Annotated in this window: 18 protein-coding genes and 2 pseudogenes; 12 read left to right on the top strand and 8 right to left on the bottom strand. The window is 69.3% G+C overall.

The window, feature by feature from the left end; genetic code table 11:
* Positions 1–89: 89 nt before the first annotated feature.
* Positions 90–873 (top strand): annotated as a pseudogene (locus ACH4NX_RS06705) (transposase); the annotation flags it as partial.
* Positions 874–1,090, top strand: a pseudogene (locus tag ACH4NX_RS06700) (cytidine deaminase); the annotation flags it as partial.
* Positions 1,091–1,291: 201 nt separating this feature from the next.
* Here the strand turns inward: ACH4NX_RS06700 and ACH4NX_RS06695 are convergent.
* Positions 1,292–1,897, bottom strand: coding sequence for a helix-turn-helix domain-containing protein (locus ACH4NX_RS06695; protein ID WP_351399448.1), 606 nt, complete (start codon positions 1,895–1,897; stop codon positions 1,292–1,294).
* A gap of 93 nt (positions 1,898–1,990) precedes the next feature.
* Between ACH4NX_RS06695 and ACH4NX_RS06690 the strand changes: the two genes are divergently transcribed.
* Together ACH4NX_RS06690 and ACH4NX_RS06685 are read left to right on the top strand one after the other, a co-directional pair.
* Complete coding sequence (locus ACH4NX_RS06690) at positions 1,991–2,641, top strand: class I SAM-dependent methyltransferase (protein WP_351399450.1); 651 nt, start codon at positions 1,991–1,993, stop codon at positions 2,639–2,641.
* 54 nt (positions 2,642–2,695) lie between these two features.
* Positions 2,696–3,184 (top strand): DinB family protein, encoded by a 489-nt coding sequence (locus ACH4NX_RS06685; protein WP_351399452.1) that lies wholly within the window; start codon positions 2,696–2,698, stop codon positions 3,182–3,184.
* A 790-nt stretch (positions 3,185–3,974) separates the two neighbouring features.
* On the opposite strand, the gene ACH4NX_RS06680 is transcribed toward ACH4NX_RS06685, so the two are convergent.
* Positions 3,975–4,154 carry a hypothetical protein gene (locus tag ACH4NX_RS06680; RefSeq protein WP_398126819.1) on the bottom strand — a complete coding sequence of 60 codons (180 nt, stop codon included), beginning with the start codon at positions 4,152–4,154 and terminating at the stop codon, positions 3,975–3,977.
* Positions 4,155–4,353: 199 nt separating this feature from the next.
* On the opposite strand from ACH4NX_RS06680, the gene ACH4NX_RS06675 reads away from it, so the two are divergent.
* The gene (locus ACH4NX_RS06675) at positions 4,354–4,590 is read left to right on the top strand and encodes a hypothetical protein (protein WP_398126820.1); all 237 of its coding nucleotides are present in this window, start codon (positions 4,354–4,356) and stop codon (positions 4,588–4,590) included.
* A gap of 247 nt (positions 4,591–4,837) precedes the next feature.
* Positions 4,838–5,011 carry a hypothetical protein gene (locus ACH4NX_RS06670; protein WP_351399456.1) on the top strand — a complete coding sequence of 58 codons (174 nt, stop codon included), beginning with the start codon at positions 4,838–4,840 and terminating at the stop codon, positions 5,009–5,011.
* 144 nt (positions 5,012–5,155) lie between these two features.
* On the opposite strand, the gene ACH4NX_RS06665 is transcribed toward ACH4NX_RS06670, so the two are convergent.
* A complete protein-coding gene (locus tag ACH4NX_RS06665; RefSeq protein ID WP_351390731.1) occupies positions 5,156–5,581 on the bottom strand; it encodes a helix-turn-helix domain-containing protein in 426 nt (141 codons plus the stop codon).
* Between the two features lie 136 nt (positions 5,582–5,717).
* On the opposite strand from ACH4NX_RS06665, the gene ACH4NX_RS06660 reads away from it, so the two are divergent.
* Entirely contained in the window at positions 5,718–6,590 is an 873-nt protein-coding gene (locus ACH4NX_RS06660; RefSeq protein WP_351390734.1) for an aldo/keto reductase family oxidoreductase, read from the top strand.
* A 246-nt stretch (positions 6,591–6,836) separates the two neighbouring features.
* On the opposite strand, the gene ACH4NX_RS06655 is transcribed toward ACH4NX_RS06660, so the two are convergent.
* Together ACH4NX_RS06655 and ACH4NX_RS06650 are read right to left on the bottom strand one after the other, a co-directional pair.
* Positions 6,837–7,028 (bottom strand): hypothetical protein, encoded by a 192-nt coding sequence (locus ACH4NX_RS06655; protein WP_351390737.1) that lies wholly within the window; start codon positions 7,026–7,028, stop codon positions 6,837–6,839.
* Between the two features lie 535 nt (positions 7,029–7,563).
* On the bottom strand, positions 7,564–8,298 hold the full coding sequence (locus ACH4NX_RS06650) for an NAD(P)-binding domain-containing protein (protein ID WP_351390742.1): 735 nt from the start codon (positions 8,296–8,298) through the stop codon (positions 7,564–7,566).
* A gap of 148 nt (positions 8,299–8,446) precedes the next feature.
* Here ACH4NX_RS06650 and ACH4NX_RS06645 point away from each other — a divergent pair, with 148 nt between their 5' ends.
* On the top strand, positions 8,447–9,295 hold the full coding sequence (locus ACH4NX_RS06645) for a LysR family transcriptional regulator (protein ID WP_398126821.1): 849 nt from the start codon (positions 8,447–8,449) through the stop codon (positions 9,293–9,295).
* Between the two features lie 658 nt (positions 9,296–9,953).
* On the opposite strand, the gene ACH4NX_RS06640 is transcribed toward ACH4NX_RS06645, so the two are convergent.
* On the bottom strand, positions 9,954–10,130 hold the full coding sequence (locus ACH4NX_RS06640) for a recombinase family protein (RefSeq protein ID WP_398126822.1): 177 nt from the start codon (positions 10,128–10,130) through the stop codon (positions 9,954–9,956).
* A gap of 241 nt (positions 10,131–10,371) precedes the next feature.
* Here ACH4NX_RS06640 and ACH4NX_RS06635 point away from each other — a divergent pair, with 241 nt between their 5' ends.
* The 3 genes from ACH4NX_RS06635 (at position 10,372) to ACH4NX_RS06625 (ending at position 12,252) form a co-directional block, all read left to right on the top strand.
* The gene (locus tag ACH4NX_RS06635; RefSeq protein ID WP_351390746.1) at positions 10,372–10,788 is read left to right on the top strand and encodes a peptidoglycan-binding domain-containing protein; all 417 of its coding nucleotides are present in this window, start codon (positions 10,372–10,374) and stop codon (positions 10,786–10,788) included.
* Between the two features lie 109 nt (positions 10,789–10,897).
* Entirely contained in the window at positions 10,898–11,278 is a 381-nt protein-coding gene (locus ACH4NX_RS06630) for a hypothetical protein (protein WP_398126823.1), read from the top strand.
* Positions 11,279–11,517: 239 nt separating this feature from the next.
* A complete protein-coding gene (locus ACH4NX_RS06625) occupies positions 11,518–12,252 on the top strand; it encodes a dienelactone hydrolase family protein (RefSeq protein ID WP_351390751.1) in 735 nt (244 codons plus the stop codon).
* 454 nt (positions 12,253–12,706) lie between these two features.
* Here ACH4NX_RS06625 and ACH4NX_RS06620 read toward each other — a convergent pair whose 3' ends face one another.
* Positions 12,707–13,405, bottom strand: coding sequence for a nitroreductase (locus tag ACH4NX_RS06620; protein WP_398126824.1), 699 nt, complete (start codon positions 13,403–13,405; stop codon positions 12,707–12,709).
* Between the two features lie 49 nt (positions 13,406–13,454).
* The gene (locus ACH4NX_RS06615; protein WP_351390756.1) at positions 13,455–14,189 is read right to left on the bottom strand and encodes an NAD(P)-binding domain-containing protein; all 735 of its coding nucleotides are present in this window, start codon (positions 14,187–14,189) and stop codon (positions 13,455–13,457) included.
* Positions 14,190–14,380: 191 nt separating this feature from the next.
* Between ACH4NX_RS06615 and ACH4NX_RS06610 the strand changes: the two genes are divergently transcribed.
* Positions 14,381–15,004, top strand: a complete 624-nt coding sequence (locus ACH4NX_RS06610) for a helix-turn-helix domain-containing protein (protein WP_351390757.1) — start codon at positions 14,381–14,383, stop codon at positions 15,002–15,004.
* The last annotated feature ends 135 nt before the right edge of the window (positions 15,005–15,139 follow it).

The raw sequence follows: 15,139 nt of genomic DNA, 5'->3' as shown, positions 1-15,139 counted from the left end.
GTGCCCCAGCAGGCAACGTTCGCCCTGTTGTGATGTGACGCGTCGTGCCGGTGCTGTGCCGGGCGGCGCGTGGCCGTCACCCTGTCCGGGTGGCAGAACGAGTACGTGTACGTGAGATCGACGATGACGAAGGCGCACGACTGCTTCGGATCATCCGCCGGGGCGCCGGGTCGGTAGTGACCTGGCTGCGTGCCCAGATGGTCCTGCTGTCCGTCCAGGGCATGCCGGTGGCGAAGGTCGCCGAGGTGACCTTCACCAGCGCGGACCGGTTCCGGGATGTGATCCACAACTTCAACACCGACGGCTTCGACTCCCTGTATCCGAAGTACAAGGGCGGCCGGCCCAAGACCTTCACCCTGCCCGAGCGGCGCGAGATCAAGAAGATCGCGAAGTCCAAGCCGACCGAACACGACCTGCCGTTTTCGACCTGGAGCCTGACCAAGCTGGCGGACTCCCTGGTCGCCGAGGGGGTGGTCGACGACATCAGCCACGAGGGCCCTCGCATCCTGCTCCGCGAGGAAGGCGTCTCCTTTCAGCGCCTGAAAACCTGGAAGACCTCCCGCGACCCCGACTACGCGGCCAAGAAGGCCCGCGTCGAACACCTCTACGCGATCGCCGACGGCGAGGTCATACCCGAGGCGGACGAGCCCGAAGGCGTCTTCTGCATAGACGAGTTCGGGCCTCTCAACCTGACACATGTTCGCCGCCCTGGACCTGACCACGAAGAAGTTCCAGCGGGTCGGCACCCGGGCGGCAGCGAACAATGTCGAGATCGCCTACACCTCGACCAACAGTTCCTGGCTCAACCGCGTAGAAGCCCAGTTCACCGCCCTGCGCTATTTCATCCTCGATGGCACCGACCACGCCGGCCACACCATCGTCGCCGTGGGTGACCGCGACCGAGGCGTCGTGCCCCCATGCGGCCGCTGCCGCCAAGTCCTTCTCGACTACTTCCCATCCCTCAAGGTCATCGTCGGGACGAACGGCAGCCTCCGGATGGTGCCCGCCACCGACCTGCTTCCTGGAAGCTACCGTCTGGGCGGACCACCATCTCGACGCTGAGGAGAGCGCACCACTCACCTCGACCTGATCGCCCCGCGCTGTTACAGGGCGGACTTTCCTGATGCGGCACCAGATGATCTCGCAAGTCAGCGCCTATTCCCAGCAGGGCAGGTCTGGAGGCGTCCCCCGATTGCCGGAGACATGACGGCATGCGGGAAGAAGGGAGATGACATGGCCGGTTCGTCTTCCGCCTTCCCGCAGTGAACGGCCTGAAGACTCAGGCTGGTGCTCAGGTGGTGCGTGCCCTGATGTGTGCGCGTTCGCCCTGCCGGCCGAAGAGGATCAGCAGTTCGACCGCTCTGCCATCGGCGCTGCCCAGGAAGTGTGGGAGTCCGGTGTCGAACTCCGCGGCCTCGCCGGGCGGCAGCACGATGTCCTGATCGCCGAGGAGCAGCCTGAGCCGTCCGTTGAGGACGTACAGCCATTCGAACCCCTCGTGCGTCTGTGGCGTCGGTTCGGCCGGAGCGTCCCGGCCGGGAATGAGCATCTTGAACGCCTGCATCCCGCCCGGCCTGCGGGACAGCGGAATGAACGTCATGCCATGCCGGTGCAGCGGCTTGAGGTGGACGCGTGGGTCGCCGGTGGGCGGGGCGCCCACGAGGTCGTCCAGCGGCACGCCGTAGACGCGGGCCAGCGGGAGAAGCAGTTCCAGGTTGGCGCGGCGCCGGCCGCTCTCCAGCCGGGACAGCGTGCTCTCCGAGATTCCCGTGGTCGCGGCCAGCTCGGCCAGGGTGATCCGACGCCGCCGACGCAGCGCGCGCAGCCGCGGGCCGACGGCGTCCAGTACGCCCTCCAGGTCGTCGGAGTCGTTCGGGTCTCTCCGGTCGTCGTCCATGGTCAGCATCATGCCGATACAGCAAGTTCTTGTGCAATTCCGGCCGGTGCTCGGGCAGTCTCGTCTCACTACGTCCGATGAGGAGCACCGTCCATGACCGACAAGACCACTCCCGAGGGGCACTCCGATGCGGCCCGCTTCTGGGAAGAGCACTACAGCTCCCGTGATATGGCCACCGGGCGCCGGGTGAATCCCCTGCTGGTGGAGATCGCGTCCGGGCTCGCGCCTGGAACCGCACTCGATCTGGGCTGCGGCACCGGTGGTGACACGCTCTGGCTGGCCGGTGCGGGCTGGCGGGTGACCGCCGTCGACGTTTCCGGCACGGCCACGGCACAGGTCGCCGACGCGGCTCGCGAACGCGGGCTCGGTGACCTCGTCCACACCGAGCGGCACGATCTGACCGTCGGCTTTCCCGAAGGCCGCTTCGACCTGGTGACCGCCCTGTACCTGCAGTCGCCGTTCGACCTGCCGCGCACGCAGGTGCTGCGGACCGCGGCCCGGGCGCTGGCACCGGGCGGACGGCTGCTGGTCGTCGACCACGGATCGATCGCTCCGTGGTCGTGGAACCAGGACCACGACGCTTCGCACCCCACACCGCACGAGATCGCCGCCGACCTCGCCCTGGACCCGGACGGCTGGTCGATCGAAAGGGCGGCCTCACCACGACGGATCGCCTCCGGGCCGGACGGTCGAACCGCCGAGGTCGTCGACCACGTCCTGCTGATCCGCCGGACCACCGGCTGAGCAGCTCAACCCCTCTCACCGCCTGCTCAACCGTTCACACAGAAGGACACTTACATGAGGTCCATCCGCCGCCGTGACCTGCCGCCGCCGAGCACCGGCACCTCGGAGAAGGACGTACTGCTCGGCTTCCTCGACTACTTGCGCGCCTGCATGGCGGCCAAGGTCGAGAGCGTGCCGGAGCCGCAGGTCCGCACGCCCGGTGTCCCGTCGGGCACCAACCTGCTGGGACTGGTCAACCACCTCGCCCACGTGGAGCGTTCCCTGTTCCTCGGCGAGCAGGTCGCCGACTGGCAGGCCACCTTCGCCGCGGCTCCCGGCGACACGGTCGACGACGTCCTGGCCGCCTACCGCGATGCGGCCGCCCGGTCGAACATGGTCGTCCGCGCCGCCTCCGACCTGACCGCCACCGTCGCCCGCCCGGCGTCCCGGCCGAATGGACCGTCCCTGCGGTGGGCGCTCACGCACATGATCGAGGAAACGGGACGTCATGCCGGCCACGCCGACATCCTGCGCGAGCTCCTCGACGGCACCACGGGCCGCTGAACCGGCCGGACCGGTGTCTCACCGGGCGGCTGTGGCCCGTAGGGTGCCCTTCCCCACGGCGACCACACCGACCGTCATGCGCTTGTCGATGTTCACGTCAACACGGCGCTGACACAGAAGGTCCTGGCTGATCCGAAGTGGGCGGACAAGCTCTCCGACGCGGACCGCCGGGCGCTCACCGCTGTTCTGGACCCATGCGAATCCCTACGGCCGGTCCGAGCTGGACATGAACAGCTGCCTCGACCTGGACCTGTCTTTCCGGGCGACGATGCCCGGCCCGCACACCCCCGCCGGAGGTGTGCGTGAGCACTTGTCCGGGCTCCGGTGCACGGAGTCCTTTGGCTCCGACGGACATTCGATCGCCGGGCCGGTGATGGACTGGTGCACAGACATGGCCTGCGAGAAGAAGCCGTCAGGCGCTCAGGTGAGCCGTCGGCCATCGGCTCGGGGTGGGGTCGAAACTCGTCCGTACCCCGGGGCCGGCTCGGCTCAGCACTGGGCAGGACTCGCAGGCTCGTCGAGCATGCCTTCACCTTGCTGGACCTCCTCCAACTCGCATGCCGGGCCACCTTGATCATGGCCTCGGAGCGGTGGGGTGCCATCGTCGTGTCAGCACGTCCATCCTGTGCCTCCCTCGTGCTGCGGAGGCTACGAGACCTCGGATCAGTCACGAGCACGTCACTCTCAGCCCGCACCAGCGGACTGGCCTGCGCACTCAGGATGAGCTGGCTCGTGCATCGGGTCGTCGGCAACCGCAGCCCCGAGTACGCGGCTGAAGGGGGGTGCAGCGTCAGGCCATGGCTGGGTGTCCGGTGGCGTTCCGACGCATGGCGGTCACTGTGAGGTCCGCGAGGCGGGGCATGAACGTGACATCGAGTTCGTCGACCGGGTGGAACAGGCCCCGCTCACAGGTGTCCGCCTGCCGCACCGTGCAACGGGCGGCGGGGTGGACCTCGCCCAGCGGTGGCATGACTCACAAGGAGCACGCGGTGCTCGGCCTGCTGACTGCGTGGGAGAACCTGCGGGCCTCCCACTGAACTCGTAGCATCCTGAGGCGGTTCCGTGCCCCGGATTGGCCCCGACTCGGGGGCACAGTCAGGTTTCACCCCGGCTTGTCGGTGCGCACTGCAACACTGACCGCAGAACGCCCCCCGATCGAGGAGCCGATTGTGGCCCAGCGCAAAACCTCCCGCCCCTCCCTGGTGTCCTCATGCCTGGACTTCCTTGAGCGGCTTGCCCAGTTCAGCGACAAGCTGTCGAAGACACTGCGTGGGGCGGCCAGGACGGGCCGGGACGCCCAAGCGGCCTACCGGAACCTGCATGACGTTTGCACGCTGGCTGCGCAACTGTGGCGTTCCGTCCTCGCCTTCTTCAGCGGCGACGAAGGGACCGCCCGAACCTGCTAATGCTGTATCAGCCAACGTTCGCCCTGTAGCGCCTGCGTTCACGAATGGCACATATCTCGGCAACCGCGACGTCTGAAATTCGCCAGCATGCTCGCGGTCGGTCGGGCGAGAATCCGCTCATGGACGCTGAAGCGCAGGGAATCCGCATCCGGCACCGTGCGTACGAACCGCAGGTCCATCCAACGCCTACGTTGCCCCGACGGCCACGCTGGTCGGTGATGTCCGCGTGGGGCCGAGGGCGCGGGTGATGTACGGTGCGGTGCTCGATGCCGAGGGGTCTCGGATCGAGGTCGGGGAGGCGGCGGTGATCTGCGAGAACGCGGAGTGGAGCGACCGGATCAGCCGGTACGAGCACATCGCGGAGGTGCGCGTCGCCGAGTTCGGCACGCACGCGGACGATGAGGTTCTGAACCGCGGCTAGGCCGTTCGTCTGGATCACCCACCTGGCATTCCGGTCGTGGCGGCCGGCCCGGAAAATCGGGGTCGACTCGACCCGGCGATGCTGCACGTCACCCGTGGCCAGGCGGATCTCAGCCCGCAGCGGAGATGGGGAACGCCGTCCACGCTAGGAAGCTCGTGCGTCGTGTCTCTCGCGATGGGTGAGGACTTGTTCCATGTGGGTCTGGGCCCACTGTCTGAGTCCGCGTGTCAGGTGATGGAGGGAGAGGCCGAGGTCGGTCAGCTCGTACGTGACGGTGACAGGGACCGTGGGTGTCACCGTGCGGATGAGCAAGCCGTCGCGCTCGAGAGCCCGTAGGGTCTGAGTGAGCATCTTCTGGCTGACGCCGGCCAGCAGCCGGGCCAGTTCGGAGTAGCGCATCGCCTTGGGGGTGTGTGATGCGCCGGGCTGTTCGGGTGTGTCACCGCCCAGTGCGCACAGGATCAGGACGACCCATTTGTCTGAGATCCGGTCGAGGAGCTGACGGCTGGGGCACACGGCCAGGAACGCGTTGTACTCCGCCTTCGCCTGCGCCTTCTTGTCGGCCTTCATTGTCGCTGACCTCGCCTCTCTCCTTCTGGGTGGTTACGCACTTCAGGGTGCCTACTTCCCAGCAGGAAGTTTCTCTCCAATGATGATGCAAAGGGGCTGGAGACACCACCCCTGACACGAAGTGAAAGGCACCGCGATGGACACGCCCTCCACACCCCTTCCCGGCGGAACCTGGACGCTGGGTGACTCGGCCGTCACCCGGTTCGGTTACGGCGCGATGCAGCTCGCCGGCCCGTGGGTCATGGGGCCGCCCGCCGACCACGACGGTGCCCTGGCCGTGTTGCGCGAGGCGGTCAGCCTCGGGATCACCCACATCGACACCAGCGGCGCCTACGGACCGCACATCACCAATGAGCTGATCCGTGAGGCACTGCACCCATACCCGGAGTCGCTGTTCATCGCCACCAAGGTGGGTGCGACTCGTGACGCGCAGGGCGGCTGGCCCACAGCCCGGCGCCCCGAAGACCTGCGCAAGCAGGTCCACGAGAACCTCGAATCCCTCGGCGTCGAAACCCTCGACCTGGTCAACATGCGTATGGGCGATGCTCAGGGCCCGCAGCCCGGCTCGATCACCGAAGCGTTCGAAACGCTCGTCGACCTCCAGCACGAGGGCCTGATCCGCCACCTCGGCGTCAGTAATGTCACCGGGGAGCAGGTCGCCGAGGCGCGCGGCGTCGCTCCGATCGTGTGCGTGCAGAACATGTACAACCTCGCCCACCGCCACGACGACGACCTCGTGGACCACCTCGCCGCCGACGGCATCGCCTACGTGCCATTCTTCCCCCTGGGAGGCTTCACGCCGATACAGTCCGAGGCCCTCTCGCAGGTCGCGAACCGACTGGGGGCGACGCCGATGTCGGTCGCGCTGGCCTGGCTGATGCAGCGCTCGCCGAACATCCTGCTCATCCCCGGGACTTCGTCCGCCGCTCACCTGCGCGAGAACATCGCAGGCGCCGGTCTCTCCCTCTCGGACGAGGACGTGGCCGGACTGGACAGCATCGGCCACTGAACAACACCTCGGCCACCACGATGGAGGATGCGGACCCGTAGGTCTGGACGGGGAGATGTGGTGGCAGGAGGACAGCCTGACCGAGGCGTTCCGGTGCTCGAGCTTCTGGTTGACGGTGTGCACGATCCGGCTCGTGGAATGGAGAATCCTGGAGGCGTGGTGCAGGTGGTAAGCCTGTGCGGAGCGTGTGGCGAAGGCGAGCGCGTACGGGGTGACCGGAGCCCGTGCCGTCGCGGTGACCGCGGATCAGGTCGATGACCGCTCCGCCGGCTGGACCGCGGCACCGAGCATGCCGTCGTTCGCCGCGCTGTCCGGGGCGACCGGCGGCAGCCAGCGGGCGGCGCCGCCGAGCGCACGGCGGGCGTGGCGGAGGTGGCCGAAGGTGTCGCCGGCCGCGGCGTCGAGGGGGTCTCCTGGCCGGCCGAGCAAGAGGTTCACGTGCCCGACGAGTGTGTCGAGCTGTCTGATCGCGAGGGCGTGTGCGAAGACATCGTCTCCGGGCAGAATTCACGGACGTGACTTGTTCAAGGCGGTGGTGAAGAACGTCGTAGAGCTCTCCGAGCGTGACGGTCATGAGGCCTCGCCACCGTCCTGCCGGACGGTGGCGAGGAGATTCGCGGCGGCTGCCGCGTGGCCGGCCGTTCCCGGGCGGCGGCAACAGGCGGCGGCCGTCCGCCGTCCGCACACTTGATGCCGACCAGCATGGCCTGCGTCTCGTCGCTGTCCTCGTCGAGGGCGAGGGCGTCCGTCAGTCGGCCCACGACGTCGAAGGCGTCCCAGGCGGCGCCGAGCACGGTATCGGCCTGGTCGGCGTCCAGGGCAGCGGCGAACTCCCCCAGGCCGGGGATCAGGTCACGGCCCGCGGCGGAAGCCCTCAGGGATCCCCGTGCCGCCGCGCCCGCGTGACAGTCGCGTGATGGTGTGTCAACGCTCGACCGTGCCGGGCCGTACTGTCAGGGCGCCTCACCTTCTGTTACATCCGGAAACCCGCGGGCCCTCGCAAGGTGGCGGAGAGCTCCTTGATCCGGGCGACGGGTGCGGGCACACCGGGCGCCCGCTGGACCCAGGCCACGAATTCCCTGGCGGTGAGGCCGGACGGCGGCTTTCCCACGTACGGGAGTGCGTACAACGGGGTGTTGGGTTCGCTGCGCCAGCTGTCGGCCAGTGTGCCGAGGTCCACCGCGTCGAAGCCGAGGATGTCCAGCAGGTCGGCCACCTCCTTCTTGGCGTCCGGGTCGTCGCCGGAAAGTGGCAGCGCGGTGCGGTCGGGGGCGCCGGTCGGGCGGAACAGTTCCAGCAACTGCTTGGGGCCTATGTTGTGCAGTGCCTTCACCACCCGCGCGTCTGTGAGGTGGCGCTGTACCAGTTCGCTGGAGGTCAGCTCGCTGCTGTCGAGTTCCGGCACTTCGAAGTCGGAACGGGGCGCGTAGTTCATCGGGTCGATCACGGTCTTGCCGGCAAGCTCCGCCCGGGGCAACTGCTCGTAGGCGGCCAGCGGCACGGACGCGATGACCAGATCGCCGGCGCTTGCCGCTTCGGCCGGGGTGGCCGCGCGGGCCCGCTCGCCGAGCTCCGCGACGAGACCGGCCAGCGTCTCGGGGCCGCGTGAGTTGCTCAGGACGACGTTCAGGCCGGCGTCGACTGCGCGGCGAGCGGCCCCGAGGCCGACCATGCCGGTACCTATCACGCCGAGGGTTGTTGTGCTCACTCTGTTCTCCGTTCACGTCTCCCCGCGTCGCGGCATCCGGCGGGTAGGACCGCTCTGGCGGGCTCGTACCCATCACAGCCGGAGTGACCTGCGCGAACAATGACCAGAAACGCTGGGCAGCGATAACATCACGTGATAGATCAGGCAGATGGAACTGAGAGCGCTGCAGTACTTCGTGACCGTCGCCGAGGAACTGCACTTCGGGCGCGCGGCGCAGCGGCTGGGCATAGTGCAGCCGGCGGTGAGCCAGCAGATCGCCCGGCTCGAACGCGAGCTCGGCGTGCGCCTGCTCGACCGCACCTCGCGCCGGGTACGGCTCACCCCGGCGGGCGAACGGGTGCTCGCCGCGGCCCGTAGGACTCTCGGTGCGGCGGCCCGGGTCCGGGTGGTTGCCGGAGAACCGGCGGCCGTCCTGCGGATCGGAGTGGCGTCCTGCGTCACCCGACGGCTCGACCGGGCGGTGGGCCGCCTGAGCGACAGCGAACGCCCGGCCGCGCCGAAACTGGTCGACCTGCCGGTGGCCGCGCGACTCGACGCCGTCCGCGACGGGGAGCTGGACCTGGCGCTGGTGCGGGGCGCGTTCACCTCCGCGGCGGTGACGGTGGTCCGAGCCTGGTCCGAGCCGCTGCACGCAGTGCTCGCGCGCGAACACCCCGCTGCCCGCAAGCCCGCGGTCAGCCTGCACGACCTCGATCCGTACGGTCTGCGGCTCCCTGCCCGAGACAGTGACCCGCCGATGCATGACGCGATCCTCGCCGCCCTGCCCGTGGCCCCGCTGCGGCCTCCTGCCGGGGACATGCTCAACGTGCTGTTCGAAGTGGGCCGGGACGCCGCGGGCTGGACGCTGATGTCGGCCGAGCAGTTCGAGGGGTCCCGCTCCGAGCGGCTGCTCCAGATGCCGCTCGATCCGCCGGTGACCGTCGACGGCCACGTCGTCACCTCACTGGCCACCCCGGAGCCGTGCGTGGCATCGTACGTGGCCGCGTTCGCGGACTGAACTTCTGCCTCAGGCGGCCAGGTCTTTCCGGGAGGGAACGCCGCGCCCCTTCCTGAACCAGCGGCAATGCGTGGCCGCCGTCGGCGGTCTGCCCGATGCCGGCCGGTGGGGCGTCGTCCACAACGGCCTTGCCAGGGGGCGCAGGTCGTCGAGCGGGCCGGTGGGCTCCACTGCGCGCAGGGGGCGGGCCGCCTTTCCAGGGCGGGCAGCGGGTCGGCGGACACCCCGGGCGGCGGGCCGCCGTCCGGCCGTGTCCCGGTCGAGCCTTCGGCTCGGCCGGACCCCGTGCAGGCGCACCACCATGTCCGCCGATCTCAGCAGGTTGACCTGGTCGCCGGACGGAGGGAAGTCCGTGCCGATCTCCCGTTTGGGCCGGGGTGCCCAGCCAGGTGCGGGTGGTGCGGTGCGCAGGTCGAGGAACCAGTCGCGGTACTCACCCGGCCCAGGGTGTGCTCGACCGAGTCGACAGCGGCGGGCTCCACGTCGAACCGCTTGACGTCTTCGTCGACCGGCTTCTGCGAGCCCTGTTCGGTGGCGTGCACGGCACCCCGGTCGAAGGAGAGCCCACCGCCGGATAGCCCGCGCCCAGTCGCTGCCTGAGCACGTTCGGGAGTGCCGTGCCTGGGCGGCGTGGCTGGCTCACGTCTGACCCCGCTGCTCACCCGGCGATCTGGACAGGGCGGAGCGCGTTCTTGCCGGACTTCTTGTCCGCCAGGACCTTCCGGCACCCGGCGGCGGTGCGCGCGTCGAGCTGCCGCTCCAGCTTCTGCCCGTTGGTCGAGACTCGCGCGTATCCGATCTCGATCTCGGTCGGTGCGGACGAGTGGTTCGGCAACGACCAGACGCCGGTTCCCCGGCCTCGATCAGTCCTCGTTCGCCAGGCCCGGCACAGGGCCGGCGTCCAGGACACCGGCAGTGAAGTTCGCCAGTTGCGCCCGCATCCTTTCGCGCGGCACACGTTACCTGGCGGCTCAGGGGTGGACACGTCCCTCGTCGCCGCGATCGGGCCTGCCCGCGTCATCCGGCGAACACGTATCGACGTCCAGATCGATCACACTCATCTCCAGGAGTCCTCCATGGCACTCACCGCAACCCGCAGGCGTACCTCGCTCGTGATCGTCTCCCTCGCCCTGCTGGCCGGCACGGCCACCGGCGGCTTCGCCGCCGCGGCCGAGACCGGCGCCACCGCTGCCGCGGCCTACCCGTGCGACGTGCGCATGAGCTCCTCCGGCCGCCTCTCCGCCGGCTACTACAGCGGCACCACTGTCGCTCCGTCTTCCTCGCAGGTGACCTCCGCCGGCAAGGAAGCCCAGTGCCTCCTCCAGTACCACGGCCACAATCCGGGGACGATCGACGGCATCTTCGGCCGCAACTCCCAGGCAGCGGCCAAGAAGTTCCAGAGCACCGTGAACTACGCCTGCGACACCAACCTGGCCGTGGACGGCAAGGTCGGCCCGCAGACCTGGCCCCACCTGGGTCGGCTCTACTGCTGACCGAGCTGTGGCATGACGGTGCTCTGTCGCGAAAGGCCAGGTGTCCACAACGCGTCGGGCTTCTTCGACCGGCAGTGCCCCTGGACCAGGCAAGGAACGCGATCCGCTGGTGCAGTCCTCGAACCCCTCGCGCACCGGCGGCAGGCAGGAGACCGGTCACTCCCGTCATCCGGTGGACGACCGCCCGCACCACCCCGATGACGACCGCCGTCTGCTCCGCGTGATCCTCGCCGTCCCGATGGTGCTGCTGACCCTGGCGGCGGCCTTCTTCCTCCGGCCGACGATCAGCACCCGTCCGGACGGCGACTGGGACCAGGCCGCGTACGGCGGGATCGAGCCGGCCTGTGCCTTGTCCGTCGCTTCGGCGGGCGCGGTGGGAGCACTGCGGCTGTCGCCCTCGGTGCGGCGGGTGAGGCGATGGCCGTGGGCGGTGCCGGCTGTGATGCTGGGGGTGGCCGCGTTGGTGCGGTGGCTGTCCAGCGGGGCGTGAGCCCCGGGTCGGGTTCAGGCACTCCTGACGGCCCTGGTGATCGGGGCTGTGGACTATGTTGTGGGGATGACTACCGGGACGGCATCGCGCCACACACGGATTGGTGACCCGGTGCTCTTCTGAGCACCGTACGGGCCAGTGCGGGCCCGCTGCCCGATCGAGGAGCCCGCGCTGCCGCGCGGGCTCCGCCTCCGTCGTGTTGATCAGGCTCGACACATCAACCACGACAGGAGAAATTCGTGCTCACCAAGACATTGCACATTCCCACCACGGACGGCAGGGCCGACGCGTTCGCCGCCTTCCCCGATCGTGGCGAGCGGCACCCGGGGGTGCTGATGTACGCGGACGGCTTCGGTATCCGGCCCGTGCTGCGGGAGATGGCCCGCGAACTGGCTGGCCACGGGTACTACGTGCTCGTGCCCAACCTCTTCTACCGGCACGGTCCGGCACCGGTGATCGAGCTTCCCGAGCACATCGGAGAAGAGGCCCGGCCCGCGGTCTTCGCCCAGCTGATGCCCTTGATCGAGACGCACACCGCCGATCGAGTCCTGGGCGACGCCGACGCCTACCTCAGCTTCCTCACCGTCCAGCCCGAGGTCGCCGCCGGTCCCGTCGCGGTGACCGGCTACTGCATAGGCGGCCTCTCCGCGATGCGCACCGCCGCGGCCCACCCAGGACAGGTGGCAGCCGTCGCCGCATTCCACGGCCCCGTGGGCGCCGACGGGCCCGGTCTCTTCTCCAAGCTCACCGCCCAGGTCCACCTCGGTCACGCCGAAGGCGACTTGACACCTGAGGACCTCGGCGAGCTCAACCAGGCCCTCGACGCCGCAGGTGTCAGCCACACCTCCGAGATCTACCCCGGCACCATCCATGGCTTCACCATGTCCGACACCGACGCCTTCAGCGCCTCCGGGCTGAAGCGCCACTGGGACCACCTGCTCCCTCTCTTGAGCCGCACCCTGGGCAACAGCTGAGGCTCCGGCTCGGAACCGAACTGAAGGGCACGGCTCCGCGCTGCGCCGGCGCACGCCGCCTGGGGCCGCGCCCGCACCGAGAGCGGCCGGTGTTCCGCCGTAGCCGCCAGGGCCGCTCCCGCCGGTGCGGGGGCGGTCCGCCCGTCTCAGGCGTCAGCGTCGAGAGGGGCTGTGACTGGGGCCTGCTCGCGCTGCGGGGTGGACACCGACAGTCCCCGTCGTCCGGGAACGCCTGCTTCTGTCGACGGAATTCGCATGGCGTCCTGGTCGGTGCGAGCGATCACGAGCAGCAGCCTGCCTTGACCAGGGCGGCCAGCGGTGTCGGCTCGGTGAGTGACGGCGGTGGTGGGCGAGCTCACCGGGCTGCGGTCGGGGGCGGATCAGCAAGCGGGGGCGGCCCCGGGGGGCGGCGAAGTGCTGCTCGGCCCGGATCTGATGATCTGGTCAGCGGGAGTTACTGCTCGTCGAGGACGCCGGGGGTGTCGTGCAGGACCACGCTCTGCCGCAGCGCAATGCGTCCTATGCCGATGTCGTGCATCGGTGAGTTGTGGTCACCGATGCCGAAGGCGATGCCGAACAGCAGCTTGAGGTCGCCTGGTACGCCGAGTGACTCGCGGACTGTGTCCGCGTACATGCCGAGGATGGCCTGCGGGATGCCGTGGAACCCCCTTGCGGTGAGGGAGAGCAGGAAGTTCTGGGCGTACATGCCGAGGTCGCCGGCCGCGCGTACTCCGTCGCCGAGTTGGGGCATGAAGAGGAGGGCGACGTGGGGTGCGTCGTAGAAGCGCAGGTTCTCGCGGATCACTTCCTTTCTGCCTTCGATGTCGGCGCGGCCTACGCCGCGGGTTCCGTACAGGAGGGCGCCGTGCTGGTAGGACCGTTCGCGGTAGACACCGTCTCCGTAGTCACCGGTGAAGTCCGCAGAGGGCCGGTCCTCCTCGTACGCGCTGAGCAGTTCCCTGCTCAGCGCGTCCCGGGCCGCGCCCGTGGCGATGTGCACGGTCCAGGGCTGGGTGTTGCTGTTGGAGGGGGCCGTCTGCGCGTCCTCCAAGACGCCGCGGATGTCCATGGGGGACAGAGGGGTGGGCAGGAACTGACGGGGGGAGCGCCTGGTGCGGGCGAGATCGGTGAAGAGGGCGGCCTCGCTGGGCATCGGGGATCCTTTGGAGGGGCAGGCGGGTCAGGTGGCCGGGGTCGACGTGTCAGCGGTGGAGGGAGCGGTTGAGTTCCACGGTCTCGGCCAGCGTGGGCGTGGAGGTGAGAGCGGCCAGACGTGCCATCTGCCGGTCCCGCTGGCTCACGGCCCTTTCTCGGTCGGCTGCGGCGAGAGCCGGTCCCAGGTCCCCAGGGCTCAGTTCGGTGCAGTAGGCCGGGGTCATCGGCTGCTGGCGCCAGGAGTCGGCCAGGACGCCGGCGTCGTAGGGGTCGAAGCCGCTCTCGTCCACCAGGCTCATGCCGACGCGGCGTTGCTCGTCGGAGTCGGCGGCGACCGGGAGCGCGATGCGGCCCGGACTTCCGGCCGGGAGACCCTTGGTCTGCAGGGTGCCTGCCAGCGCCGCGTTCCACGCCTTCACCACGGGCCGTCCCAGCCGCTCGGCGACCCACAGGCTTTCCACCTGTCCCCGGTCCACCGCGTCGACGGGGCCGCCCAGCTGGGGGAAGTAGTTCGAGGTGTCGACGACCACGGTCGCCTCGGGCACGGCGGCGAAGAGTCCGGCCACGTCCGGGACGCGGGCGAAGGGGACGGACAGGACGACGGCGTCCTTGCCCTGGACGGCCTCTTCCGCGGTCACCGCGCGCGCCCCGAAGTGCAACGCGGCAGCGCCGACGGTCTGGGGTCCGCGTGAGTTCGCCACCTCGACGTCGTGTCCGCCCGCGCTGAACGTGCGCGCCAGCGTGGTACCGATGGGTCCGGTTCCGATGATGCCGAGTTTCATGGGGAAGTCCTTCCGAGGGCGGTGCGCCGTGGTGGCTGTGCGGGATCGGCCGTACGGGATGGCCCGCTCCGTCACGGATGCCGTCCGGGATGGTCACCGGTGGCATCGATACCCGGAAAGGAGATACTCTCCGTTTCGAGGAACGACGATACGGAGATAGTCTCCGCATTGTCAACGGGAGGTGTGAGCGCATGGACGGGACAGGTACCGGCGGGCGACGGCTGCGGACGGACAAGCAACGCAACCGCCTGCACATCCTCGAGGTCGCGGAGCAGTTCTTCGCCGAACACGGCATCTCCGGCTCCATGGACGCCATCGCCAAGCGGGCCGGCGTCGGCCCGGGCACCCTCTACCGGCACTTCCCCAACCGGGAAGCGCTGCTCGCCGCGCTGTTGCAGGCCCGCGACGAGCAGCTGGAGGCCCGCCGCGAGGCCATCCAGCGAGAAGAGAGTGACTCCAGCGCCGCGCTCGCCCAGTGGCTGGACGCCCTGAGCGATTGGGTGACCGCCTTCGACGGCCTGCCCGAGCCTCTGCGGGCCGCACTGACCCAAGACGCCTCCCCGCTGGCCATCACCTGCCAGGGCTTCATCACGACCACCGACAGCTTTCTTGGCGCGGCGCAGCGCGACGGCGGCGCCAAGCCGTGGGTGCGGGCACGCGACCTGTTCCTCAGCACCCTGGCAACGGCCTGGGCCCGCAGCGCCGCCCTGGCAGACGAGTCCTCCACCGAGGCGCTCAGCACCCTCGTGCGCTCCGGTTGGCAGACAGGAGCGGACGAAGCAGCCACCGAGAGGAGCGGAACTCCGCAGACCTAGGCACAGCCGGCTTCCGCGGCGTTCTAGGAGGCGGAAAGATCGTCGGACAGAAGCGCGGCACCCTCACCGACACGACCGACCTCATCCTCACCATGACCGTCACCGCCGCCGACCTGTCGGAGTCCAAGAGCTGGG

It is taken from the genome of Streptomyces sp. NPDC017225 (assembly GCF_044331465.1).
In the GTDB taxonomy this organism is placed as follows: domain Bacteria; phylum Actinomycetota; class Actinomycetes; order Streptomycetales; family Streptomycetaceae; genus Streptomyces.
Note: the sequence above shows the minus strand (reverse complement) of the source record. Positions and strands in the feature narration are given on the sequence as shown.